The sequence below is a fragment of the Mammaliicoccus sp. C-M13 genome, from assembly GCF_022386845.1.
Classification (GTDB): Bacteria; Bacillota; Bacilli; order Staphylococcales; family Staphylococcaceae; genus Mammaliicoccus; species Mammaliicoccus lentus.
Genome location: NZ_JAJNHQ010000003.1, coordinates 144,454 through 166,807 on the forward strand (window position 1 = coordinate 144,454; position 22,354 = coordinate 166,807).

At 32.2% G+C, this 22,354-nt stretch carries 20 protein-coding genes; 2 read left to right on the plus strand and 18 right to left on the minus strand.

Translation table 11 applies throughout. From position 1 onward, the window contains the following. Window positions 1–41 precede the first annotated feature (41 nt). On the minus strand, window positions 42–365 hold the full coding sequence (locus tag LQ615_RS03690) for a nuclear transport factor 2 family protein (protein WP_017000452.1): 324 nt from the start codon (window positions 363–365) through the stop codon (window positions 42–44). A 157-nt stretch (window positions 366–522) separates the two neighbouring features. Here LQ615_RS03690 and LQ615_RS03695 point away from each other — a divergent pair, with 157 nt between their 5' ends. Next, window positions 523–792: a YrhK family protein gene (locus LQ615_RS03695; RefSeq protein ID WP_017000453.1), complete on the plus strand. Its 270-nt coding sequence runs from the start codon at window positions 523–525 to the stop codon at window positions 790–792. Window positions 793–1,064: 272 nt separating this feature from the next. Here LQ615_RS03695 and LQ615_RS03700 read toward each other — a convergent pair whose 3' ends face one another. From LQ615_RS03700 to hflX, 6 genes are all read right to left on the minus strand, one after another. Then, complete coding sequence (locus LQ615_RS03700; protein ID WP_345773110.1) at window positions 1,065–1,940, minus strand: IS3 family transposase; 876 nt, start codon at window positions 1,938–1,940, stop codon at window positions 1,065–1,067. Further along, a complete protein-coding gene (locus LQ615_RS03705) occupies window positions 1,937–2,455 on the minus strand; it encodes a transposase (RefSeq protein WP_070045170.1) in 519 nt (172 codons plus the stop codon). The genes LQ615_RS03700 and LQ615_RS03705 overlap by 4 nt, the downstream gene beginning before the upstream one ends. A gap of 616 nt (window positions 2,456–3,071) precedes the next feature. Continuing rightward, window positions 3,072–4,412, minus strand: a complete 1,341-nt coding sequence (glnA, locus tag LQ615_RS03710) for a type I glutamate--ammonia ligase (RefSeq protein WP_017000454.1) — start codon at window positions 4,410–4,412, stop codon at window positions 3,072–3,074. A 19-nt stretch (window positions 4,413–4,431) separates the two neighbouring features. Further along, entirely contained in the window at window positions 4,432–4,788 is a 357-nt protein-coding gene (locus LQ615_RS03715) for a MerR family transcriptional regulator (RefSeq protein ID WP_017000455.1), read from the minus strand. A gap of 87 nt (window positions 4,789–4,875) precedes the next feature. Further along, on the minus strand, window positions 4,876–6,123 hold the full coding sequence (locus tag LQ615_RS03720; protein ID WP_135021000.1) for a methionine gamma-lyase family protein: 1,248 nt from the start codon (window positions 6,121–6,123) through the stop codon (window positions 4,876–4,878). 11 nt (window positions 6,124–6,134) lie between these two features. Further along, window positions 6,135–7,373, minus strand: a complete 1,239-nt coding sequence (hflX, locus tag LQ615_RS03725) for a GTPase HflX (protein ID WP_017000457.1) — start codon at window positions 7,371–7,373, stop codon at window positions 6,135–6,137. 108 nt (window positions 7,374–7,481) lie between these two features. Here hflX and LQ615_RS03730 point away from each other — a divergent pair, with 108 nt between their 5' ends. Beyond that, entirely contained in the window at window positions 7,482–7,955 is a 474-nt protein-coding gene (locus tag LQ615_RS03730; RefSeq protein WP_017000458.1) for a glutathione peroxidase, read from the plus strand. Between the two features lie 430 nt (window positions 7,956–8,385). Here LQ615_RS03730 and hfq read toward each other — a convergent pair whose 3' ends face one another. The 11 genes from hfq to miaB form a co-directional block, all read right to left on the minus strand. Further along, window positions 8,386–8,613 carry an RNA chaperone Hfq gene (hfq, locus tag LQ615_RS03735; protein WP_017000459.1) on the minus strand — a complete coding sequence of 76 codons (228 nt, stop codon included), beginning with the start codon at window positions 8,611–8,613 and terminating at the stop codon, window positions 8,386–8,388. A gap of 13 nt (window positions 8,614–8,626) precedes the next feature. Next, window positions 8,627–9,556 (minus strand): tRNA (adenosine(37)-N6)-dimethylallyltransferase MiaA, encoded by a 930-nt coding sequence (miaA, locus tag LQ615_RS03740; RefSeq protein WP_135020998.1) that lies wholly within the window; start codon window positions 9,554–9,556, stop codon window positions 8,627–8,629. Window position 9,557: 1 nt separating this feature from the next. Further along, a complete protein-coding gene (locus LQ615_RS03745) occupies window positions 9,558–10,496 on the minus strand; it encodes an alpha/beta fold hydrolase (protein WP_070045108.1) in 939 nt (312 codons plus the stop codon). 136 nt (window positions 10,497–10,632) lie between these two features. Next, entirely contained in the window at window positions 10,633–12,309 is a 1,677-nt protein-coding gene (locus LQ615_RS03750; RefSeq protein ID WP_017000461.1) for a glycerol-3-phosphate dehydrogenase/oxidase, read from the minus strand. A gap of 117 nt (window positions 12,310–12,426) precedes the next feature. After that, complete coding sequence (gene glpK, locus LQ615_RS03755; protein ID WP_017000462.1) at window positions 12,427–13,920, minus strand: glycerol kinase GlpK; 1,494 nt, start codon at window positions 13,918–13,920, stop codon at window positions 12,427–12,429. A gap of 26 nt (window positions 13,921–13,946) precedes the next feature. Then, complete coding sequence (locus tag LQ615_RS03760; protein WP_135020994.1) at window positions 13,947–14,765, minus strand: MIP/aquaporin family protein; 819 nt, start codon at window positions 14,763–14,765, stop codon at window positions 13,947–13,949. Between the two features lie 162 nt (window positions 14,766–14,927). Next, window positions 14,928–15,461, minus strand: a complete 534-nt coding sequence (locus LQ615_RS03765) for a glycerol-3-phosphate responsive antiterminator (RefSeq protein WP_017000464.1) — start codon at window positions 15,459–15,461, stop codon at window positions 14,928–14,930. Window positions 15,462–15,470: 9 nt separating this feature from the next. After that, window positions 15,471–17,459, minus strand: a complete 1,989-nt coding sequence (mutL, locus tag LQ615_RS03770) for a DNA mismatch repair endonuclease MutL (RefSeq protein WP_064210906.1) — start codon at window positions 17,457–17,459, stop codon at window positions 15,471–15,473. A 14-nt stretch (window positions 17,460–17,473) separates the two neighbouring features. Beyond that, window positions 17,474–19,999: a DNA mismatch repair protein MutS gene (mutS, locus tag LQ615_RS03775; protein ID WP_064204838.1), complete on the minus strand. Its 2,526-nt coding sequence runs from the start codon at window positions 19,997–19,999 to the stop codon at window positions 17,474–17,476. A gap of 309 nt (window positions 20,000–20,308) precedes the next feature. Next, entirely contained in the window at window positions 20,309–20,740 is a 432-nt protein-coding gene (locus LQ615_RS03780) for a YlbF/YmcA family competence regulator (protein ID WP_017000467.1), read from the minus strand. Continuing rightward, window positions 20,741–22,276, minus strand: coding sequence for a tRNA (N6-isopentenyl adenosine(37)-C2)-methylthiotransferase MiaB (gene miaB, locus LQ615_RS03785; RefSeq protein ID WP_017000468.1), 1,536 nt, complete (start codon window positions 22,274–22,276; stop codon window positions 20,741–20,743). Window positions 22,277–22,354 lie beyond the last annotated feature (78 nt).

Genomic DNA, 22,354 nt, shown 5'->3' on the forward strand with positions numbered 1-22,354 from the left:
TTATTAAAACTACCCTATTGTTTTTTATTTATTATATCATTTCAAATACTCACCTTTGTTCCTTGATGAAAGATCAACTTCCATTCATCTTTATATAAAACCCATATCGAACTTCTATTACTAGCCATGCCAGAGCTTTTGTTTACTAAAATATATTTACACAAATAACTATTATTTGATAATTGTACTTCGTTAAAATTCAATATTTCATACTCATTAGAATCTAAATCAACCTCAATAAAATCTTCTTTTTTAAATACCTTTCCAGATTGGCCAAATTCTTCAAATTCAGGATGAAGGATATCTAAATACTTTCCATTTTTTCTATTATCCGAATTCAAGTGAAAATATTCGTATTCGATCATAAAATACACCCTTTTCTATCGTATATATTTTATAGTGATTAATTATCTTAATCATACACCTAAAAATATTATTTTGTTTTCTATAACAATAATTTATATATAATCATTAACTTGAATATTCATTGTATATTGATATCATTAATTTGAGGTGGTAAAAATGAGATTTGAAGATAAAAAAGAACTAGAATTCACCGTTTTAGGCTTCGATATTAAGATTGATACTTTCTATAAATTACTTTATCAAATTAACGATATAATCTTAGCAATGTTCTTTATCGTTGGTAGTTTTTTATTTTTTAAAGAGTCTACAACATTTGCTGGTACTGTTTTATTTGTAATTGGTAGTATTCAAATGCTTATAAGACCATTAATCGCTATTACACGAGACATTCATATTAGTAAGGTAAAAAAAGATATTACAAAATAGATAAAAATGGGAGTGGGATATATGTATCCTAGACTCATTTTGTTATTTCTTAGTTCTACCATTTTTTCTTATGTTTACAGCTATTATATCAACTCTTAAATGATATTTCACTTTAGATTTTTTCGTGAAGATATACGAAAGTACTTTTAAAAGTGCAACTACTTGGATTAATATCAAAGTAAATCCAACAAAAGATGCTCTACTTGGATTTTTGTCTTAGTTAATCCAACAAAAGGTGCTCTACTGTAGTGAACCCTAAAAGTTGGACTTTTTTATAATATATTTACTTTGAAATTTTCCCTGTATTCTACAGGTGACATTCCATTTAATTTCGTCTTGATACGATCATGATTGTAATACTTAATATATTGAATTATATCTTTTTTTAAAACATCGTAACTATCATATTTCATACCGTAAAACATTTCTTGTTTGAGTAATCCAAAGAAATTTTCCATTGGCGCATTGTCTAAACAGTTTCCCTTACGGGACATACTTTGGAATATATTATTTTCCTTTAAAGTAGAAACCCAGGAATTATGTTGATAATGCCACCCTTGGTCTGTATGAATAGTAGTTCGATAGCTCAAATTTTTTAGTTTATCAATGCAAGTAATTAACGATTCCATGGCGAAAGACAATTGAGGCGATTTACTTATCGAAAATGAAATAACTTCACCAGAATATATATCAAGAATAGTTGAAAGATAGAGCTTTACATTTGAGCCTTTTATATTGAATTGTGTAACATCTGACACTAATTTTTGTAATGGGCGATCGGTTTTAAATCTACGATTTAACATATTCTTAGCTACTTTTCCAATTTGTCCTTTATATGTTTTTAAAGAGCGTGAGCGACGTGTAAATTTTGTACATAATAAATTATTCTCTCTCATAATTCTAAGTACTTTTTTATGATTAATGATGAAACCTAATTTTTTTAGTGTTAGCGTAACGCGTCTATATCTATATCTCATCTTATTATCATGTACAATTTTTTTAATTAAATTAACTAATTTATTATAAACACCATTTTTAGACTCTAACTTCTTTATCCAGTAATGATAGACGCTACGGGCAATTTGAGCCACATCTAATATATCTTTCAGTTTATAATTTGTTTGTGACCTTAATTCATTAATAGCTATAACTTTTTGTTTTTTTGATCCTCTTGAATTAAGGTGTTTAACTTTTTTTCGTACGCCATAAGTATTTCATATCGCTTATTTTGTTCACGTAAATACTCTAATTCGGCTCTCTCACTATCGTTGAGCTTCTTATTTTTATTTTTTCTATTCATTGGCAGTCTCTCACTTTCACGCATATTATTTATGCCAAGAATACCACACTTATCAAATTTAGACTGCCACTGACTTATTAAATAATAATTAATTATTTTAAAATGAATCGCTGTTTCTCTATAAGATAATTGATATTTTTTTCTATATCGTAAGATATGAAGTTTTTCTTCGTCAGTATAATACCTAGAAATTTTATTAGGAGATAACCCTGCTTCTCCAAAATATTCAAATTGATAATTCCAGCAAAATAATAATGATCGCCCAATGCCAAATTCACGAGCTATACTAGTAGCACTATTAGTGCCTTCTCTATATCTTTTAACTAGTTTTAATTTAAATTTTAAGCTATATTTTTTATTCATAAAATGAACACCCCTAAAAGTTTATTTTTGGTTCAACTTTTGGGGTGCACTTCATACTTGGATTTTCGGCTTAATTAATCCAATAAGAAGTACTCTACTTGGATTTTTGTCTTAGTTAATCCAACAAAAGGTACTCTACTTGGATTATTGTCTTAGTTAATCCAACAAAAGGTGCTCTTATTGGATTTTCGGCTTAGTTAATCCAATAAGAAGTACTCTACTTGGATTATTGTCTTAGTAAATCCAACAAAAGGTGCTCTAATTGGATTATTGTCTTAGTTAATCCAACAAAAGGTACTCTACTTGGATTATTGTCTTAGTAAATCCAACAAAAGGTACTCTAATTGGATTATTATCTTAGTTAATCCAACAAAAGGTGCTCTAATTGGATTATTGTCTTACTTAATCCAACAAAAGGTACTCTACTTGGATTTTCGGCTTAATTAATCCAATAAAAGGTGCTCTAATTGGATTTTCGGCTTAATTAATCCAATTAGAAGTACTCTACTTGGATTTTCGGCCTAGTTAATCCAATAATAAAATCAACTCTTGCATTTTTGATTAATCCCATCCAAAAAAGAGCTAAGGATTTATATCCCTAGCTCCTCTATCAATATTAATATTGCTTAATATATTGTTCTCTTTCCCATTCTGATACTTGGGTTCTGTAGTAATCCCACTCTAATGATTTAGACTGGATAAATTGTCTGTAAATGTGATTACCTAATGCTGATCTTACTACATCGTTTTCTTTCATTGCTTTAACAGCTGTGTAAAGTGTTGATGGTAAGTCTTGTACGCCCACCGCTTCTCTTTCTTCTCTGTTCATTTCATAGATGTTTTGGTCTACTGATTCTGGTGGTGTTAATTTGTGTTTAATACCGTCTAATCCTGCTTCTAAGATTGTAGCTAATGCTAAGTATGGATTAGCTGCTGGGTCTACTGAACGGATTTCGACACGTGTTGACACGCCTCTTGATACTGGTATTCTTACTAGTGGTGAACGGTTCTGTCCACTCCATGCGATATAACATGGTGCTTCGTAACCTGGTACTAGTCGTTTGTATGAGTTAACTAATGGATTACATACTGCTGTGAATCCTCTTGCATTTTTCAAGATACCTGCAATAAAGTGGAATGCATTATCTGTAAGTTGCATGTCGCCATCTGGATCGAAGAACGCATTTTCTTTACCATTGAATAATGATACGTTAAAGTGCATTCCGCTTCCGTTTACACCGAATAATGGTTTTGGCATAAATGTTGCGTGTAAATTATGTTTACGTGCGATAGTTTTAACAACGAGTTTGAATGTTTGAATGTTATCACATGCTGTAATTGCGTCAGCATATTTAAAGTCTATTTCATGTTGGCCTGGTGCCACTTCATGGTGACTTGCTTCGATATCAAAGCCCATATCTTCTAATTCTAGTACGATATCACGACGACAATTCTCACCTAAGTCTGTTGGTGCTAAGTCGAAGTATCCACCATTATCATTTAATTCTAATGTTGGTTCACCTTTTTCGTCTAGTTTAAATAAGAAGAATTCTGGTTCTGGTCCTAAGTTGAAATCTGTAAATCCTAATTCTTGCATTTCTTTTAAGACACGTTTCAAGTTAGTACGTGGGTCACCTGGAAATGGATTACCGTCTGGACTATAAATGTCACAGATTAATCGTGCTACTTTACCTTTACCTGCAGTCCATGGGAAAATCACCCAAGTGTTCAGGTCAGGACATAGATACATATCCGATTCTTCAATTCGCACGAATCCTTCAATTGAAGAACCGTCAAACATCATTTCATTGTTTAAAACTTTTTCTAATTGTGCAATTGGTACCTCTACATTTTTAATTGTTCCTAAAATGTCTGTAAATTGTAACCTTAAATAACGTACGTTTTCTTCGTCTGCAAAGCGAAAAATATCCTCTTTCGTAAATGTTTGCTTAGCCATGTGTTGATCCTCCAGTATTTTATTTAAAAAATCTTGATAAATCTCCACGGTTGAGTGGACCTTCTGTCTTCGAGGTACCTCTAATTACCCGCTCTCTCATACGTAGTTCTTCATCTGAAAGGTCATTTTTTTCTTCTAGAAGAATTTGTTTAATCCCTTTCATATTGAATCCCTTTTCGATGAGATTTTTAATTTCAAGTAATCTCTCTAAGTCATTTAATGAAAACAACCTCTGATTACCGTCAGTTCTTGTCGGTGTAACCAGCTCATTACTTTCATAATATCTGATTTGTCTTGCTGTAAGTTCTGTTAATTTGATGACTACACCTATTGGAAACACGGCCATGTTTCTTCTGATTAAATCTCTTGACAGCACGACCGCCTCCTTCTACTAAGAACTTAAAATAAATTTAGCACATAAATTTTCAGAAAACAATTATGTGTGAGGAAACCTCACACATAATTATAACATAACTAATTCTTTTTTCATTAATGTTTCCACTGCTCTAATTATCGCGATTTTAACGTGTTCATATGTTAATCCACCTTGAATATAAGCTTCATACGGTGCTCTAATTGGGCCATCAGCTGTTAATTCAATTGAAGAACCTTGTACAAAAGTTCCTGCTGCCATAATGACATCATCTTCATAGCCCGGCATATAGCTAGGCATCGGGCTGAAATGTGCATTGATTGGCGATGCATGTTGTATAGACTGACAAAATGCAATCATTTGTTCAGCTGTATCAAATGTTACAGATTGTATTAAATCAGTTCTTTCATCTGTGTAATGTGGTGTTGTCTTCATATTTAATTTCTCCAATAGTAAAGACGTAAACAATGCACCTTTTAAGCTTTGACTAACTACGTGTGGCGCTAAAAAGAACCCTTGATACATTTCAGGTAAACTACCTAATGAAGCCCCCGCTTCTTTACCGATACCAGGAGCTGTTAATCTATATGCACAACGCTCTATTAAATCTTGTTTACCTGAAATATATCCACCTATTTTAGATAATCCACCGCCTGGGTTTTTGATTAAAGAACCAGCAATTAAATCTGCGCCTACTTCTATAGGCTCTTTATCCTCTACGAATTCACCATAACAGTTATCTACGAAAATAATAATTTCTGGATAAACTTCTTTTATTCTAGTAATTGCATATCCTATTTGCTTTATTGTTAATGAAGGTCTAGAACTATAGCCTTTAGATCGTTGTATTGCGATTACTTTTGTTTTATCATTTATTTTGTTTAATACAGCTTCAATATCAATATCATTATCTTTTAAAGGAACTTCATTGTATTGAATACCTTGTTCAATAAAACTCCCGATACCATTTCCATTAACACCGATTACTTCTAATAAAGTGTCATAAGGTGTACCTGTTATATACAGTAATTCTTCACCGTGTTTTAATTGACTATTTAATGCTATTGTAATCGCATGTGTTCCTGAAATAATTTGTGGTCTAACTAAACTATCTTCAGCTCGAAAGACTTCTGTATATACTTCTTCTAAATGATCTCGTCCCATATCATCATAACCATATCCTGTAGTACCGACTAAATCTGCTTCTGATATTTTCACTTTATGGAAAGCATCCAATACGCGTTCTTGAGCAATTAATGCATTATGCTCAATTCCATCAAAATATGGTCTTAATGTTGTTTCTACTTCTTTTACTAATGATTGTAATTTTTCTTCCATTTCTTTACCTCTTATTTTTGTTTATATCCTGTTATTTTATACATTTCATTTGTTTCATCAAACTCTAACGTTTCTACTAGTGTATGTGTTTTTTGCCAATACAATTGGTCAGCATCAGACGCATCTAATTCCATCTCATAATATTCCATTGTATTTTTAATCATTTCTACTAGCTTGTCTTTGAATACAACTTGATCTTGTTTATCTCTTGCTGACACAAATATAGAATTCTCGGAGACAGGTTGATTGATGTTATCTACTTTATCTTTTTTATTGAACACAACTAACATTGGGATGTGATTCATATCTAATTGTTTCACAAGTTTCATAACAGTTTCATACTGTTCCATATAATGTGGGTGACTAGCATCTACAACATGTATTAATAGTTGTGCATATTTTGCTTCTTCTAATGTTGATTTAAATGCTGCTATAAGTGTCGTAGGCAATTTTTGAATAAACCCAACCGTGTCAGATAATATAATATTAAATCCTTCGTTTATTGAAACAGCTCTTGATTTAGGGTCTAACGTTGCGAATAATAAATCTTGTTCAAATGTTTCATCTTGTGATAACTGATTAAACCATGAAGATTTACCAGCGTTAGTATAACCTATTAACGCGACTTGATAAGCTTGGTTATGTTGTCTTCTTTCCCTATATCTTGAACGGTGAGATACAATCGTTTCTAGTTGATGTTTAATTTCGTTCATGCGCGTTCTAATGTGTCTTCTATCAGTTTCCAGTTTAGTTTCACCAGGACCTCTTGTACCAATTCCGCCACCTAAACGTGATAGACTTTTACCATGGCCAGACAGTCTAGGCAGTAAATAATCTAATTGTGCAAGTTCGACTTGTAACTGCCCTTCTCTACTAGAAGCACGTTGCGCAAATATTTCTAAAATTAATTGTGTTCTATCTATAATTTTAGTATCAAACAACTCATCTAATTGTTTCGACTGTGCAGTTGTTAACTCATCGTTAGCAATAATAGCATTTACTTTTACATCGTTTAAATCGATATATTCAATCACTTCTTCTATTTTACCTTTACCAAAGTAATATTGTTGATCTGGTCTATCTCGTTTTTGAGTAAATACTTCAATCACTTCTAATTGGCTTGTTTTAGCTAAAGATTTTAGTTCTTCAACTGTTGATTGAAACGTATCTTCATCTACTTGTTTATCATGGAAAGCTAATAATATTACTTTCTCCGTTTCATGATCTGTTGTTATTAAATCATTTTTCATTTTTATCACGCTCTCTTTACTTCATTTTAACATATAATTAGACATGCATATTAATATGACTTTGAATAAATCTTTACTATAATAGAGTTAAGAAAAGGAGTGATTAGAATGTCTATATATGACTTCGAGGTTGCTAAAACAAATGGAGATACTTATTCGTTATCTGAATATAAAGGTAAAGCACTATTAATTGTCAATACAGCAAGTGAATGTGGTTTCACTCCACAGTTTGAAGGATTGGAACAACTTTATCAAGATTATAAAGATAAAGACTTTGTAGTACTTGGTTTCCCTTGTAACCAATTTGGTAATCAAGAACCAGGTGATTCATATGAAGCTTATCAAAATTGTAAATTAAATTATGGTGTTACATTCCCAATGCACGAAAAGATCAAAGTAAAAGGTTCTGATCAACATCCACTTTATGACTATTTAACAAGTGCTAAAAAAGGCATTTTAAACGGCTCCATAAAATGGAACTTCACTAAGTTTTTAGTGAATAAAGATGGAGAAGTTGTTAATCGCTTCTCACCACAAAAAAGTCCAGAACAGTTAAGAAATGCTATAGAAGAAGTATTATAAAAAGAAAGAGTTCGAGACATTAATCATTGTTTCGGGCTCTTTCTATGTATTTGCAGTAGTGGACTCGATGTCTATGTTGCACGTGGATTTTGTAGTTCAAAACTTGGCTATAGCATTATCCTTATTGCCTTTTCTCACTAAACGTGTCAATAACGATAGCCTTATTGTCTTTTCTTGCCAAACGTGTCAACAACGATAGCCTTATTGCCTTTTCTTGCCAAACGTGTCAACAACGATAGCCTTATTGTCTTTTCTTGCCAAACGTGTCAATAACGATAGCCTTATTGCCTTTTCCCAGTAGTCTTGTCAATAAAGAGACTGTTATGTTTCACGTGAGCATCGTCTTGCAATATAACAGGACTTTATTTATTAAAATAAAAAAGCTAAGACAAATAAATTGTCTTAGCTTTTTTAGCCACGAGCACAAAAATTACGCATTTTCTTTATTTTCTTCTTCTTGTGCTACGACAAAAGTAGAAATAGCATGTTTGTAGATAAGATTTTCAGTGCCTAGAATATCTAGTAATACAACATTCTCGTCAAAGCCTACAATTTTGCCTTTCATTTGGAAACCGTTTAATAAGAAGACTGTTAATTCAGTACCTTCAGATTTGAACTTCTCCAATAATACTTCTTGAATATTTTCTTTCTCTGCCATATGACTTTCCCCTTCACTTGGATAATTGGATTACGTTGTCTGCGATTTCTGATAAAGACTGTTCATCCCGTCGAAACCAAGTTACATTCATTTTATTTTTAAACCATGTCAATTGACGTTTGGCGTATCTTCTTGAATTCTGCTTGATTTGTTCTATTGCAATATCTATGTCTTTTTCTCCTTTTACAACGGGTATTAACTCTTTGTATCCAATTGCTTGCATACTTTGTGAATGTTCATACCCCATATCAACGAGATTAGACACTTCTCTTAATAATCCTCGCTCCAACATCATGTCAACACGCATATTAATTCTTTCATATAAAGTTTCGCGCGACATGTCTATCCCAATTAATAATGTACCATATTTTCCAGAAAATGTCTGGCTTTTCTTTCTTTCACTTAATGTTTTTTTAGTCTTCAAGTAGTACTCTATGGCTCTTTCTACTCTTTGACGATTGTTTGGATGCACTGATGACGCAGTTTCTGGATCAAATTCTTTTAAATAATTGTGCAATTCAATATTTGTATAATTCGTTAATTCATCAAATTTATTATTAATTTTTTCCAATTCTTCACTTGTGATTTCTTCTTTTTCTAAATGATAATCATACAGTACTGACTGAACATATAAACCAGACCCACCTACTAATATAGGAAGTTTTCCTCTATTATGAATATCATCGATTATATTGGAAACATCTTCTTTAAACTTGTACACAGAATAAGGCTCATCTGGATTGTATGCATCCACTAAATGATGTTTTATGCCTTCTTTTTCTTGTTCTGTTACTTTTGCTGTACCTATATCTAATCCTTTATAAATTTGAAATGCATCACCATTGATAACTTCACCATTTAAAGCTTGAGCTAATCGTATACTAAGTTCAGTTTTACCAACTGCTGTTGGACCTACTATTGCGATTAACGGTTTTTTCGACATATTATTGTTCCTCTTTTTCTAATTGTTTAATTTGCGTCATCAACCAATTAAAGATGTGTTCATATACTACAAATTGGTTCGTTTCAAATAATACTTCATGTCTTTTATTTTTATATAATTGTACAGTGACATGTTTAACGCCATTTCTTTTATATAACGTGGCAAGCTTTTTAATACCTGTTCCAAAACCTCCAAAGTGATCTTCTTTACCAGAAAGCAGTAATATGGGCATATTGAGGTTTTGTTTTTTGATATAGCTTGATTTTTTGGATTGTTCAGCCGCTTTCACTGTTTCTAAAAAGACTCTGTGAGATACTGAATACCCAGTATAAGGATCTTCTTCGTAAATCTTTTTATTTTCTTCACTTTCGCTAATCCAATTATTATCTTTATTTAATTCTTTATGTTTTCTATTAGGCGTCTTAAAGGCTAAGTTATTAATAAGTTTAGATTTAGTACGATTACCTAAAAACAGATTAACAAATTTTAATCCATATAAATTTAATTTACCTTGAATATTTGAATAGACAACAGTGCCGGATAAAATTAATATATTAACATCATCCGGATAATCATGAACATATTTTCTTGCTACTAAAGATCCCATAGAGTGACCTAACAGAATATAGGGCAAGTCATTGTTCAATTCAGGTTTGAAAGTATCTCTAATTTCTTTTAAATCTTCTACTAATTCTTTTAAACTATTAAAATGACCTCTAGTAGATTCTTCAATTTTTTTACCGTGGCCACGATGATTATGCCTAATAACATGAAAACCTCTTTTACAAAAATACTCTACTATGCCATCATATCTATCTTTATGTTCTGAAACACCATGTAAAATATGTAAGATACCTATTGGTTTTTCATCAGTTTTATCAATCGTCACTTCTAATGTTTGGCCAGATGATAATGTTATCATGTGATTAAATCTTCTCAAGATACGTACGCCTCCCTCAACCGTTATTATAGCAAATTCTATACTGCTTAAAAATACATTGCTTTCATACATAAAAATGCACCCAAAAAATCAAGAGAAAATCTCACTTTTTGGGTGCGTTATTTGTAATCTTTAATTATTTAGCAATTGCAGGTTGATCATTTGGGTTAATCGCTTCTTTAACTGCTTTTTCTAATTCTTGTTTGTATACGCGTTTAGTATCTGCGTCGTAGTTAAGAACTTTAGCCATAACTTCTAAGATACCATCTTTATATTCTAATACGTAATTGATATCAAAGTATAATCTACCAGAACGACGTACTAAGAAGTCAGTTGGTTTATGCACCATTTCTTTTTGAATACTATAGATAACTTCTGCATAAACTTCAACAGGTAAATCTAAGTCGGCAACTTGCGTAGCATGTGCAATTTCAAATACTTCATCTACGTTTGAACCATATTTTCTAGCTAAGTAACGTGCCACATCTTCAGAAAGATTGTAGTTTTTAGCTTCTTCTACTTTACTTTCAACAAATGCATCGTAGTTATTGCTTCCCCCTACGTTACCACCAGAAATATAAGTATGCTTAGTCTCACAAGGTTTGAATTTCAATTTGTATTCTTCTTTTAATCGTTTACTTAATAAGTCTACAATATCTTGAGCCATGTGACGGTAACCTGTTAACTTACCACCAGCTATTGTTAATAGACCTGAGTCGCCTTCCCATATTTCATCTTTACGAGAAATTTCAGAAGGGTCTTTTCCTTTTTCAAAGATAAGAGGTCTTACACCAGCCCAAGTTGACTCGATATCACTATCTTCAACTTTAACTGTAGGGAACATATAACGAATTGCATCTAGTAAATATTGACGATCTTCTTCAGTAACTTTAGGTGAAGATTTATCGTTATCATATACAGTGTCAGTTGTACCAACGTATGCTTTACCTTCTCTAGGAATAGCGAAAATCATTCTGCCATCACTTTCAGTATCAAAGTATACTGCTTGTCCTAATGGGAAGACACTTTGATCAATAACAATGTGTACACCTTTAGTAAGTCTTAATTGTTTATTATTAGTAGAATAGTCTTTACTTCTAACGTCATCTACCCAAGGTCCTGCAGCGTTAATAACTCTTTTACCTTTAATTTCAAACATTTCATTGTGAAGTAAATCTGTCACTTCTACACCTGAAACTTTATTTTTCTTATTATATAAGAATTGATTTGCTTTAGCATAGTTGATGATATCTGCTCCAAATTCACGTGCGCGTTTCATTACTTCAATTGTTAAACGTGCATCATCAGTACGATATTCAACATAGTAACCGCCACCTTTAAGGCCATCTTGTTTAACAAGTGGTTCTTTTTCGATAGTTTCGTCTCTATTTAACATTGAACGGCGTTCTGATTTTTTAACACCTGCAAGAAAGTCATATACTTTTAATCCAATAGAAGTTGAAAATGGTCCCATACTTCCACCTTTATGCATCGGTAATAACATCCATTCAGGTGTTGTTACGTGAGGTCCATTTTCATATACAATTGCTCTTTCTTTACCAGTTTCAGCTACTACTCCAACTTGAAGTTGTTTTAAGTAACGTAAACCACCATGTACTAATTTAGTACTTCTAGAACTTGTACCTTGAGCAAAGTCTTGCATTTCTACTAAAGCGACTTTCATACCACGTTGTGAAGCATCAAGTGCGATTCCTGCACCTGTAATACCTCCACCTATAATAACGACATCATATTCTTTACTTTTAAGTTGATCTTTAACTTGATTACGATTTAATGCTGATAATTGTTGCATAACCATTTCCTCCTATAAATGTAAAAAAATGAGAGACTTATCCCTACAAATTAAATTGTATGAACAAAGCCTCTCACATCTCTACGGAATATTAACTTACCTTAATGATAACACAACTTAATCTAATTTAAAAGCTTGAGTGGCTTTAACTGCTGTTTTCCAACCTTTATAAAGAGATTCTCTCTCTTCTTCTTCAAGTTCTGGTTTGAATTCAGTTTCTAATTTCCATCTTTCTTGTATTTCATCTTTTGATTTCCAGAAGCCAACTGCTAAACCTGCAAGGTATGCAGCACCTAATGCTGTTGTTTCACTTACTTCTGGTCTTTCAACAGGTGTATTTACAATATCAGCTTGGAATTGCATTAAGAAATCATTCTTAACAGCTCCACCATCTACTCTTAAAGTTTCTACAGTAATACCTGAATCTTTTTCCATTGCTTCTAATACGTCACGAGTTTGATAACATAATGATTCTAAAGTAGCTCTAATGAAATGTTCTTTTTCAGTACCTCGAGTTAAACCAAATATTGCACCGCGTGCGTCAGCATCCCAATATGGTGTACCTAAACCAACGAATGCTGGTACTACATAAACACCTTCTGTTGATTTAACACGTTTAGCATAATCTTCAGAAGCTGGTGCTGATTTAATCATTCTTAAACCGTCTCTTAACCATTGGATAGCTGAACCAGATACGAATATACTACCTTCAAGTGCATAATTAACTTTACCATCTAAACCGTATGCTAATGTTGTTAATAAACCGCTTTCTGATTTAACTGCTTTTTCACCAGTGTTCATTAACATGAAACCACCAGTACCGTATGTGTTTTTAACTTCACCTTTTTCGAAACATGCTTGCCCAAATAAAGCAGCTTGTTGGTCACCTGCTACACCTGCAATTGGAATTTTTTCACCGAAGAAATGATGTTCTTGTGTATAGCCGTAAACTTCACTTGAAGGTTTTACTTCAGGTAACATTGATGAAGGTACAGTTAAATATTCTAATAGCTCTTCATCCCATTTTAAATCATAAATATTGTACATTAAAGTACGACTAGCATTTGAATAGTCTGTAATGTGCGTGCCACCAGTGAATTTCCAAATTAGCCATGTATCAATTGTACCGAATAATAAATCGCCATTTTCAGCTTTTTCTCTAGCACCTTCAACATTATCTAAAATCCATTTTACTTTCGTACCTGAGAAATATGGATCTAATAGTAAACCAGTTTTATCTTTGAAAATTGGCTCTAAATCTTTAGATTTTAACTCAGCACAAATGTCTTGTGTTTGTCTTGATTGCCATACAATTGCGTGATATACAGGACGTCCAGTATTTTTATCCCACACAACTGCAGTTTCCCTTTGGTTTGTAATTCCGATACCTTCAATTTGTTCAGGGGAAATATTATTCTCGTTTAATACACTTGCAATAACGGATAAAACTGATGTCCAAATTTCATTTGCATCATGTTCTACCCAACCACCTTTTGGAAAGTATTGCTTAAACTCACGTTGGCTTACAAATTGAATTGTCCCGTCTTTATCAAATAAAATCGCTCTTGAACTTGTCGTTCCTTGGTCAATTGATAAAATATATTTTTCCATATTAAACACTCCTAATATTTTGTATATTACAGAATCTCTGAAGTTTCATCTTTAAGAATTGCTTTATTCAATACTATACCGAATAACACTACAACGACAGTAAAGATGATTGAGAAAATGATAAATCCATTAACGATCCCGTTAAATAAAATGTTATATAAAGCTGCGCCAAACATACCACCAGCGATTGGACCTAAAATAGGTACCGGTGAGTATTTCCAGTTAGAATCACCTTTACCTGGAATAGGTAATAACATATGCATAATACGAGGACCGATATCACGCGCTGGATTAATAGCATAACCTGTAGCTCCCCCTAAACTTAAACCAATCGCTACGATTAATAAACCAACTATTACTGGATTTAAACCATCTGTAAATTTATTAGCTCCTATAAATAATAATCCCATAACTAAGATCATAGTTCCAATAATCTCACTTAAGAAGTTTGCGATATAGTTTGGATATGAAGGTCCCGTAGAGAATACTCCAAGCTTCGCACCTTTATCTTCAGTTTTTTTCCAGTGAGGTAAGTAAGAAGCCCAAACGAAACCTGCACCAATCATTGCACCAATCATTTGTGCAATAATAAACGGAATAACTTTAGACCAAGGGAATGATCCATCAATTGCAAATCCTAATGTTACTGCAGGGTTTAAATGCGCTCCCGACACATTACCTACTGCATAAACACCTAACATTACGGCTAAACCCCAACCTAATGAAATAACTATCCAATCAGCACCTTTACCTAAAGTCCCTTTTAGGTTGACGTTAGCACAAACACCGCCACCAAATAAAGTTAATATGGCAGTTCCTACTAATTCTGCCAAAAATTCACTCATATTAAACAACCTCCTATAGATTCTTGCTAATACATAAAAAGATCCCTACACAAACCTATACAAATTCATTGCATAGATATCCACGTAGAGGTCTCATTTACTCATCTCATATATTAACTTACTTAAGAGTATAATACTTAATGAAAACGTTGTCAAATCGACTTACCAAATTTCTGTATCACTTGTCGTTATATACTTTGCACCGCTTTCAATAGCTAATTGTATTTCTTCTTCAGTGTTAATTAAACCACCAGCTATAATACTTTTCCCAGTCTTTTCACTAATTTCTTTTATTACTTTCGCAGCAACTCCAGGTAATACTTCAACGAAATCCGGATCAGCTTGTTTAATCAATTCTATACTTCTACTTAAAGCAGTACTATCCAATATAAATACTCTTAAAGTTGTAAGTGTATTTAACTTTTTAGCTCTTCTAATAACTTTTGTCTTAGTAGAAATAACGCCATGCGGTCTAAATTGCTGAATAATATATTCAACAGCCGCTTCATCATTTGATAATCCTTTAATTAAATCTATATGCAGCATAACTTCTTTATCGTTTTTCTTCATTTGATTTAAGATACCTTGTAAATGACCAATATGAGTATCTAATAAAACACATCTTTTATAATCTAACTTAAAAAACTTTTCCATATCTTTCATAGAGCGAATTGCGGGTAATAAATGCTCGTTCATATTATCCTCCTACATTACACGTTTAAATAACTTTTCTAGTTCATAAGTCGTTAATTCTATAATAATTGGTCTACCATGCGGACAAGTGAATGGATCAGTTGTTTCTCTTAACTCGTCTATTAAATGAGCCATTTCATGATTTCTTAAATAATGATTCGCTTTTATAGATTTTTTACAACTCATCATGATTGCCGCATCTTCTCTAAGTTTCTTAATATCTACACGCTCATGTTTTAATACATAATCAATCATATCTTTAATGACTTCTTCTGCTTCAACTTGAGGTAACCATACAGGATATTCACTAACCATATAATCATGATGACCAATAGGTTCTAAAAATATTCCTGCTTCTTTCAATGGTTGAAAGTATTTTTCTATAATCATATGTTCATCTCTAGAAAAATTAAAAGTTAAAGGTAATAATAAACTTTGAGTCTCGTTTGTTACCTCACCAATTTTCTCTTTGAAATACTCATATTTAATACGTTCTTGAGCTGCGTGTTGATCTATCATAAACATACCTGTATCATTTTGCGCGATGATATATGTGCCGTGAACTTGCCCTACTACTTCCATATAAGGAACTCTAGGTTTATCTTGCGTTTCATGTTGTTCAGGTGGCAATTCGTATGTGTCTTGATCGTATTGTGTTTGTTCTGTTTCTTCTCGCAAAATTGGTTCTTCTTTTTCAATATTAAACTCATTTTCCGGATTTTTATTTTCTTGTTCTTCATCTTCTACGTGATGAGCGCCTTGTTCTTCTTGTATATAAGAATTATTCTCTTTCGGTTTAAAATGCCATTGTGATGATGGTTCACTTTTTTCTGTTTCAGAAATAATAGGTTTAGGATCATTTATTGAGTTTGTAAAATTTGGTGTTGTAGGAGAATGATTCTCAGATGATGTTTCTGTTCGATTTTTTGCTTCAAAATCTAAACGTTGTTGTTCAAATATTTCTTTCTGAGATTTCTTTTGTTGATGCTTCTCTAACGAAGTACCAGGTATTAAAGATAATCCTCTAAATGCTTCTTTAATTTTATGATTAATTAAATCGAACAACGACTGTTCTTTTGAAAGTCTAACTTCTAATTTAGTTGGATGCACATTCACATCAACTAAAATTGGATCCATTTCAATATTTAAATAAACGATAGGATATCGACCAATTGGTAAAAGTGTGTGATAACCTTCAATAATCGCCTTATTCAATACAAAATTCTTAATATAACGCCCATTTATGAATATAGAAATATAATGCCTATTGCTTCTTGTATGTTCTGGTTTACAAACGAATCCGTGCATAACATAGTCTTCAGTTTCACCTTTAATTTCAACTAAATCTTTCGCGATTTTCATACCATATATTTCAGCCATTACTTCATTTGTACGGCCAGAGCCATTTGTCGATATGACTGTTTTTTCATCAGAAACTAAGTTAAACGCTATGTGCGGATGACTCATCGCCATTCGGTTAACGATATCTGTAATTTTCCCTAATTCAGTATATAAACTTTTTACATATTTTAATCTTGCAGGTGTGTTATAGAACAATTCACTAACAAGAATATCAGTTCCTTTTTTAGCTTTAGCTGGCTGTTGTTTAATTATTTCTCCATTTTCAACATGGACTTCATGACCTAATAGACCATCTGTACAAGTTTTCATAGTTACTTTACTGACTGAGGATATACTCGCTAAAGCCTCACCTCTAAATCCTAAAGTTCTAATATGGAATAAATCATAATCGTTATCAATTTTACTTGTAGCGTGTCTACCAAAAGCTTTACCGATATCCTCTTCATCTATGCCTGTGCCATTATCTACAACTCTTATTGATTGTATACCTGATTCTTTAATTGTAATGTCAATTTGTGTTGCTTGTGCATCTATAGCATTTTCCAACAACTCTTTAACAACTGAAGCTGGTCTTTCAACCACTTCTCCAGCTGCTATTTTATTGGCTAAGGATAATTCAAGTTCTTTAATTTTTCCCAATGCATTCACACTTTCTATTTAATTTGATTTTGAATTTCTTGAAGTTTAGTTAAAGCTTCAATTGGCGTCATATTCATTAAATCCATAGATTTTATTTGTTTTTCAACTTTTGAAGGTGTTTGTTCTTCGAATAATTGGAAAGATGGCTGTTCAAACGTTTGTTCATTGCGCTCAACACGCGTATTGGATTCTAGTTCTTCTAGAATAACATTTGCTCTTTCGATAATTTCATCTGGTAAATCAGTTAGTTTTGCTACATGAATACCATAACTTTGATCTACTGCACCTTCTTTAACTTTATGCAGAAAGATTAATTCACCTTGGTACTCTTGTGCAGCTACATGTATATTTTTAAGTCCAGATAAAGTTTCGTCCAAATGTGTTAACTCATGATAATGCGTAGAGAATAATGTTTTAGCTTTAGTATTATGATGCACATATTCAATCATGGATTGTGCTAAAGCTAACCCGTCAAATGTAGATGTTCCTCGACCAATTTCATCAAAAATAATTAAACTGTCTTCAGTTGCTCCTACCATTGCTTTTTCAGCTTCTAACATTTCAACCATAAATGTACTCTTACCAGAGACTAAATCATCCGCTGCTCCGATTCTCGTAAATATTTGATCAAATATTGGCAATAGCGCATAATCTGCTGGAACATAAGCTCCCATTTGAGCCATAATGCTAATTATAGCTATTTGCCTCATATACGTACTTTTACCAGACATATTTGGTCCTGTAATTAAATATATAAAACCATCTTGGTTCAAATAACAATCATTTGGCACATAATCATTATGATCCATGACTCTCTCTACAACTGGATGACGAGATGATTTAAGCGATAAAGTTTTATCTTCGCTAAATAACGGTCTTGTATAATGGTATTTTTGAGCTATTTCAGCAAAACTTTGTAAACAATCTATTTCTGATAATAATTTCGCTTGTGCTTGTAACTTTTCAGTATAAGCTTTAACACGTTGCCTTAATTCTAAGAATAATTGATATTCTAATTCTATTGCTTTATCTTCTGCACCTAATATGATAGATTCTTTTTCTTTTAATTCTTCAGTTACAAAGCGCTCAGCATTAGATAATGTTTGTTTACGTTGGTAACCTAATGCATCAGTATCTACACTATTTAAGTTAGCTTTTGTAATTTCAATATAATATCCGAATACTTTATTAAAACTTACTTTTAATGACTTAACACCGGTACGTTCTCTTTCTTTCAACTGTAATTCAGCAATCCATTGCTTACCATTCGTTGAAGCTTCTTTGAATTTATCAAGTTCAGCATTATACCCAGTTTTAAATAAGCCACCTTCTTTAACGGACAATGGCGGATCTTCGACTAAGCTCTCTTCTAAAAGTTCTTCTAAGTCTTCGAGAGGTTCTAAAGCTTTAAATCGATTAACAGATGTTGAATCTAGTCGTTCAATAATTTCTTTAATATATGGAATTTGTTTTATAGAATAATTTAATTGTACGAGGTCTTTCGCATTAACATTTCCATAACTTACTCGACCTACTAGTCTTTCTATATCATACACCATATTTAAATAACTTCTTAATTCATCTCTTTCTATGAAACCATTAACAAATTGTTCTACTGCATTTAACCTTTGTTCTATATCATGTTGTTTGATTAAAGGTCTATCAATCCATTGTTTTAACCTTCTAGCACCCATTGGTGTCTTAGTGTCATCCATTAACCATAATAAAGTACCTTTTTTAGATTTTAATCGGATGCTTTCAGTAAGTTCTAAGTTTCTTTTTGCATAAAAATCCATCTTCATATAGTCTAGTGCACGATATACGACAACGTCTTCTATGTGAGGCATTTCTCGCTTACCATTATCATGTATATAATTTAATAAATATATTAACGAAGTCGCTTGAGGTTTAGACGTTCCTTTTATAACATCATATTCTCTTTCTTCATAACTTTCAACTACAGTAATCGTTTCAGTAATTAGTTGGATTTGTTTATATAAAGAATCTTGTAAAACTTTATTCACGATAATTTCATTCGGATGTATTGTCGTAATTTCATTGATTAAAGTTGTTTCATCTTCAAAAGATGTTGTCTTTAATTCTCCTGTAGTCACGTCACAATAACTTAAATGAAATTCACCATCTTCTTTAATAAAACTGAGAATATAATTATTCGTTTTCTCATCCATACCTTTTTGTTCCATCACAGTTCCAGGTGTGATAACTTGTACTACTTCTCGTCTTACCATACCTTTTGTTTGAGTTGGATCTTCCATTTGCTCACAGATGGCAACTTTATAACCTTTAGAAATAAGTTTTTCTATGTATCCTGAAGCTGAATGATATGGAACACCACACATAGGTATTGGGTCTTTTTTAGCATCACGTCTCGTCAAAGTAATTTCCAGTACTCTAGATGCTTCAATAGCGTCATCGTAAAACATTTCATAGAAGTCACCTAATCTGAAAAATAATAAAGTATCTTGATATTGAGATTTTATTTTTAAATATTGAGCCATCATTGGCGTTGGTTTAGACATCTTTCTTCACGTTCCTTTATTTAACTTTGGATTCGTCTATTTTATCAAAATTTTCAACAATACACGAGTATGGTTAATTATAATATAATAAATCATACTGGGACATAACAATTATCTCGAATTTTATTATATAGACAGTAGCTGACTGGGGCGGTAAAGAAATCTTTTTATATAATTTCTGTCCTACTCCTATATAAATAAATTCTCCTAATCTGTTAATTAAAAGTCCAACAGATTAGGAGAATTATTTTGAGCTAAGGATTTATACCAAAGCTTGTAAATATATAATTTAGTTATTAAATTATTGTTTTAGTGTGAACAGCTACTAGCATTAGGTGCATTTTTCATAGCTGCACCAGTTTCACCAGTTAATTGGTTACCACCAGTTGATTCAATAATTTCATTTGTAACAGTATGGCTAATTGAATGTGAAACCATTTGCAGAAGTTCATTCACTTCTCCTTGAGCTTCTTTAAATTCACTTACAATCGGCATGTCATCTAATTCTTTTTCGATATTAGCTATTTTTTCTTCTACCATTGCTAAAGCTTTATCTTTACCGTAGTTTTGGAAATTAACAGCTTGTTTTTGCAGTGATTTTAAACTTGCCATTTTTTCACGAACAGTTTGGTTTTCGTGAATTTGTGCTTCCGCACGCTTAAAAAATTCAACTTCTTCTGTTTCTGACATCATTTTTCCAAGTTTACGTGCTTGGTCTAGTATATCATCTTTTGTATACATTTAATGTACCACCTTTTCTTTAGATACAACTTCAACAAATTCACCATTTAATGAATATTGTTTAGCTTCTGTAATTTTAACCTTTACTATTTTACCAATCACATCTTGAGGTGCTTTAAAGTTTACTAATTTATTCTTCTCAGTGTAACCAGCTAATACTGTTTCATCTCTCTTACTTGATCCTTCACAAAGTACATATACTTCTTGACCTTCATAAGGTTTTAATGATTGAGCAGCATATTCACCGACTACTTTATTTAAACGTTGTAATCTTTGTTTTTTCTCTTTTTCTGGAACGTTATCTTTCATTTTAGCTGCTGGTGTTCCTTCTCTTGGAGAATATACATAAGTATATGCATGTTCAAATCCAACTTCGTGGTATAAATCTATTGTTTCTAAAAATTGTTCTTCTGTTTCATTAGGATATCCAACTATTATATCAGTTGTCAATGCTATATCTGGTATTGCTTCTTTTATTTTATTTACAAGCTCTAAATAACTTTCACGCGTATATTTACGCCCCATTATTTTCAAGACTTTATTATTACCAGATTGAACAGGTAAATGAATATGCGGAACAATGTTTCCACCTTCTGCTATCACTTCAATCAATCGATCATCGAAATCCCATGGATGACTCGTTGTAAAACGAACTCGAGGTATATCAATTTTAGTCATATCGTTCAGTAAATCGCCTAAACCATAATTTAAACCTTCTATGTCTTTACCGTAAGCATTTACGTTTTGTCCTAATAAACAAATTTCCTGATAACCTTGTCTAGCCAAGTCTCTCACTTCGGCGATAATTTCTTCCGGCATACGACTACGTTCCTTACCTCTTGTAAATGGAACGATACAATATGTACAGAATTTATCGCACCCGTACATGATATTTACCCATGCTTTAATTCTACCGTTACGTACTTTAGGTAAGTTTTCTATAACGTCGCCTTCTTTAGACCAAACTTCAACAACCATCGCTTTAGACATATAAGCTTCTTCTAAAATTTCAGGTAATCTGTGAATATTATGCGTACCAAAGATCATATCAACATTTTGGTATGATTTTAGTATTTTATTCACTACAGATTCTTCTTGAGACATACAACCACAAACACCTATTAAACAATCTGGTCTTTCTTGTTTTAAATGTTTTAAGTTGCCGATTTCACTAAACACTCTATTTTCTGCATTTTCTCTAATTGCACAAGTATTTAGTAAGATAACGTCAGCATCGTCTACTGAATTAGTCGGTGCAAAACCTAATGCTTGAAAAATACCAGCCATTACTTCTGTATCATGCTCATTCATTTGGCAACCATACGTTCTAATATAGAATTTACGACCTTTCCCCATTCCTCTATGTCGTTCATCTATTTTGAAATCATCATGATATTGAACTTCTGATTTACCTCTTTGCTTAGCGTCCTTTAAGTTAGGAGGTTGATAAACATGCTCGAAATATTTACTATAATCTTTTTCTAAATTAGGTTTCGTCTTCGCATTCGCTCCTTGTTTTCTTTGTTCTTCATTCAATGTCAAAACCCTTTCTGCCCATATTGATTTATCTTTATATTATATTAGAGTTCAACATAAAGTGCAAAAAAGTTAAAG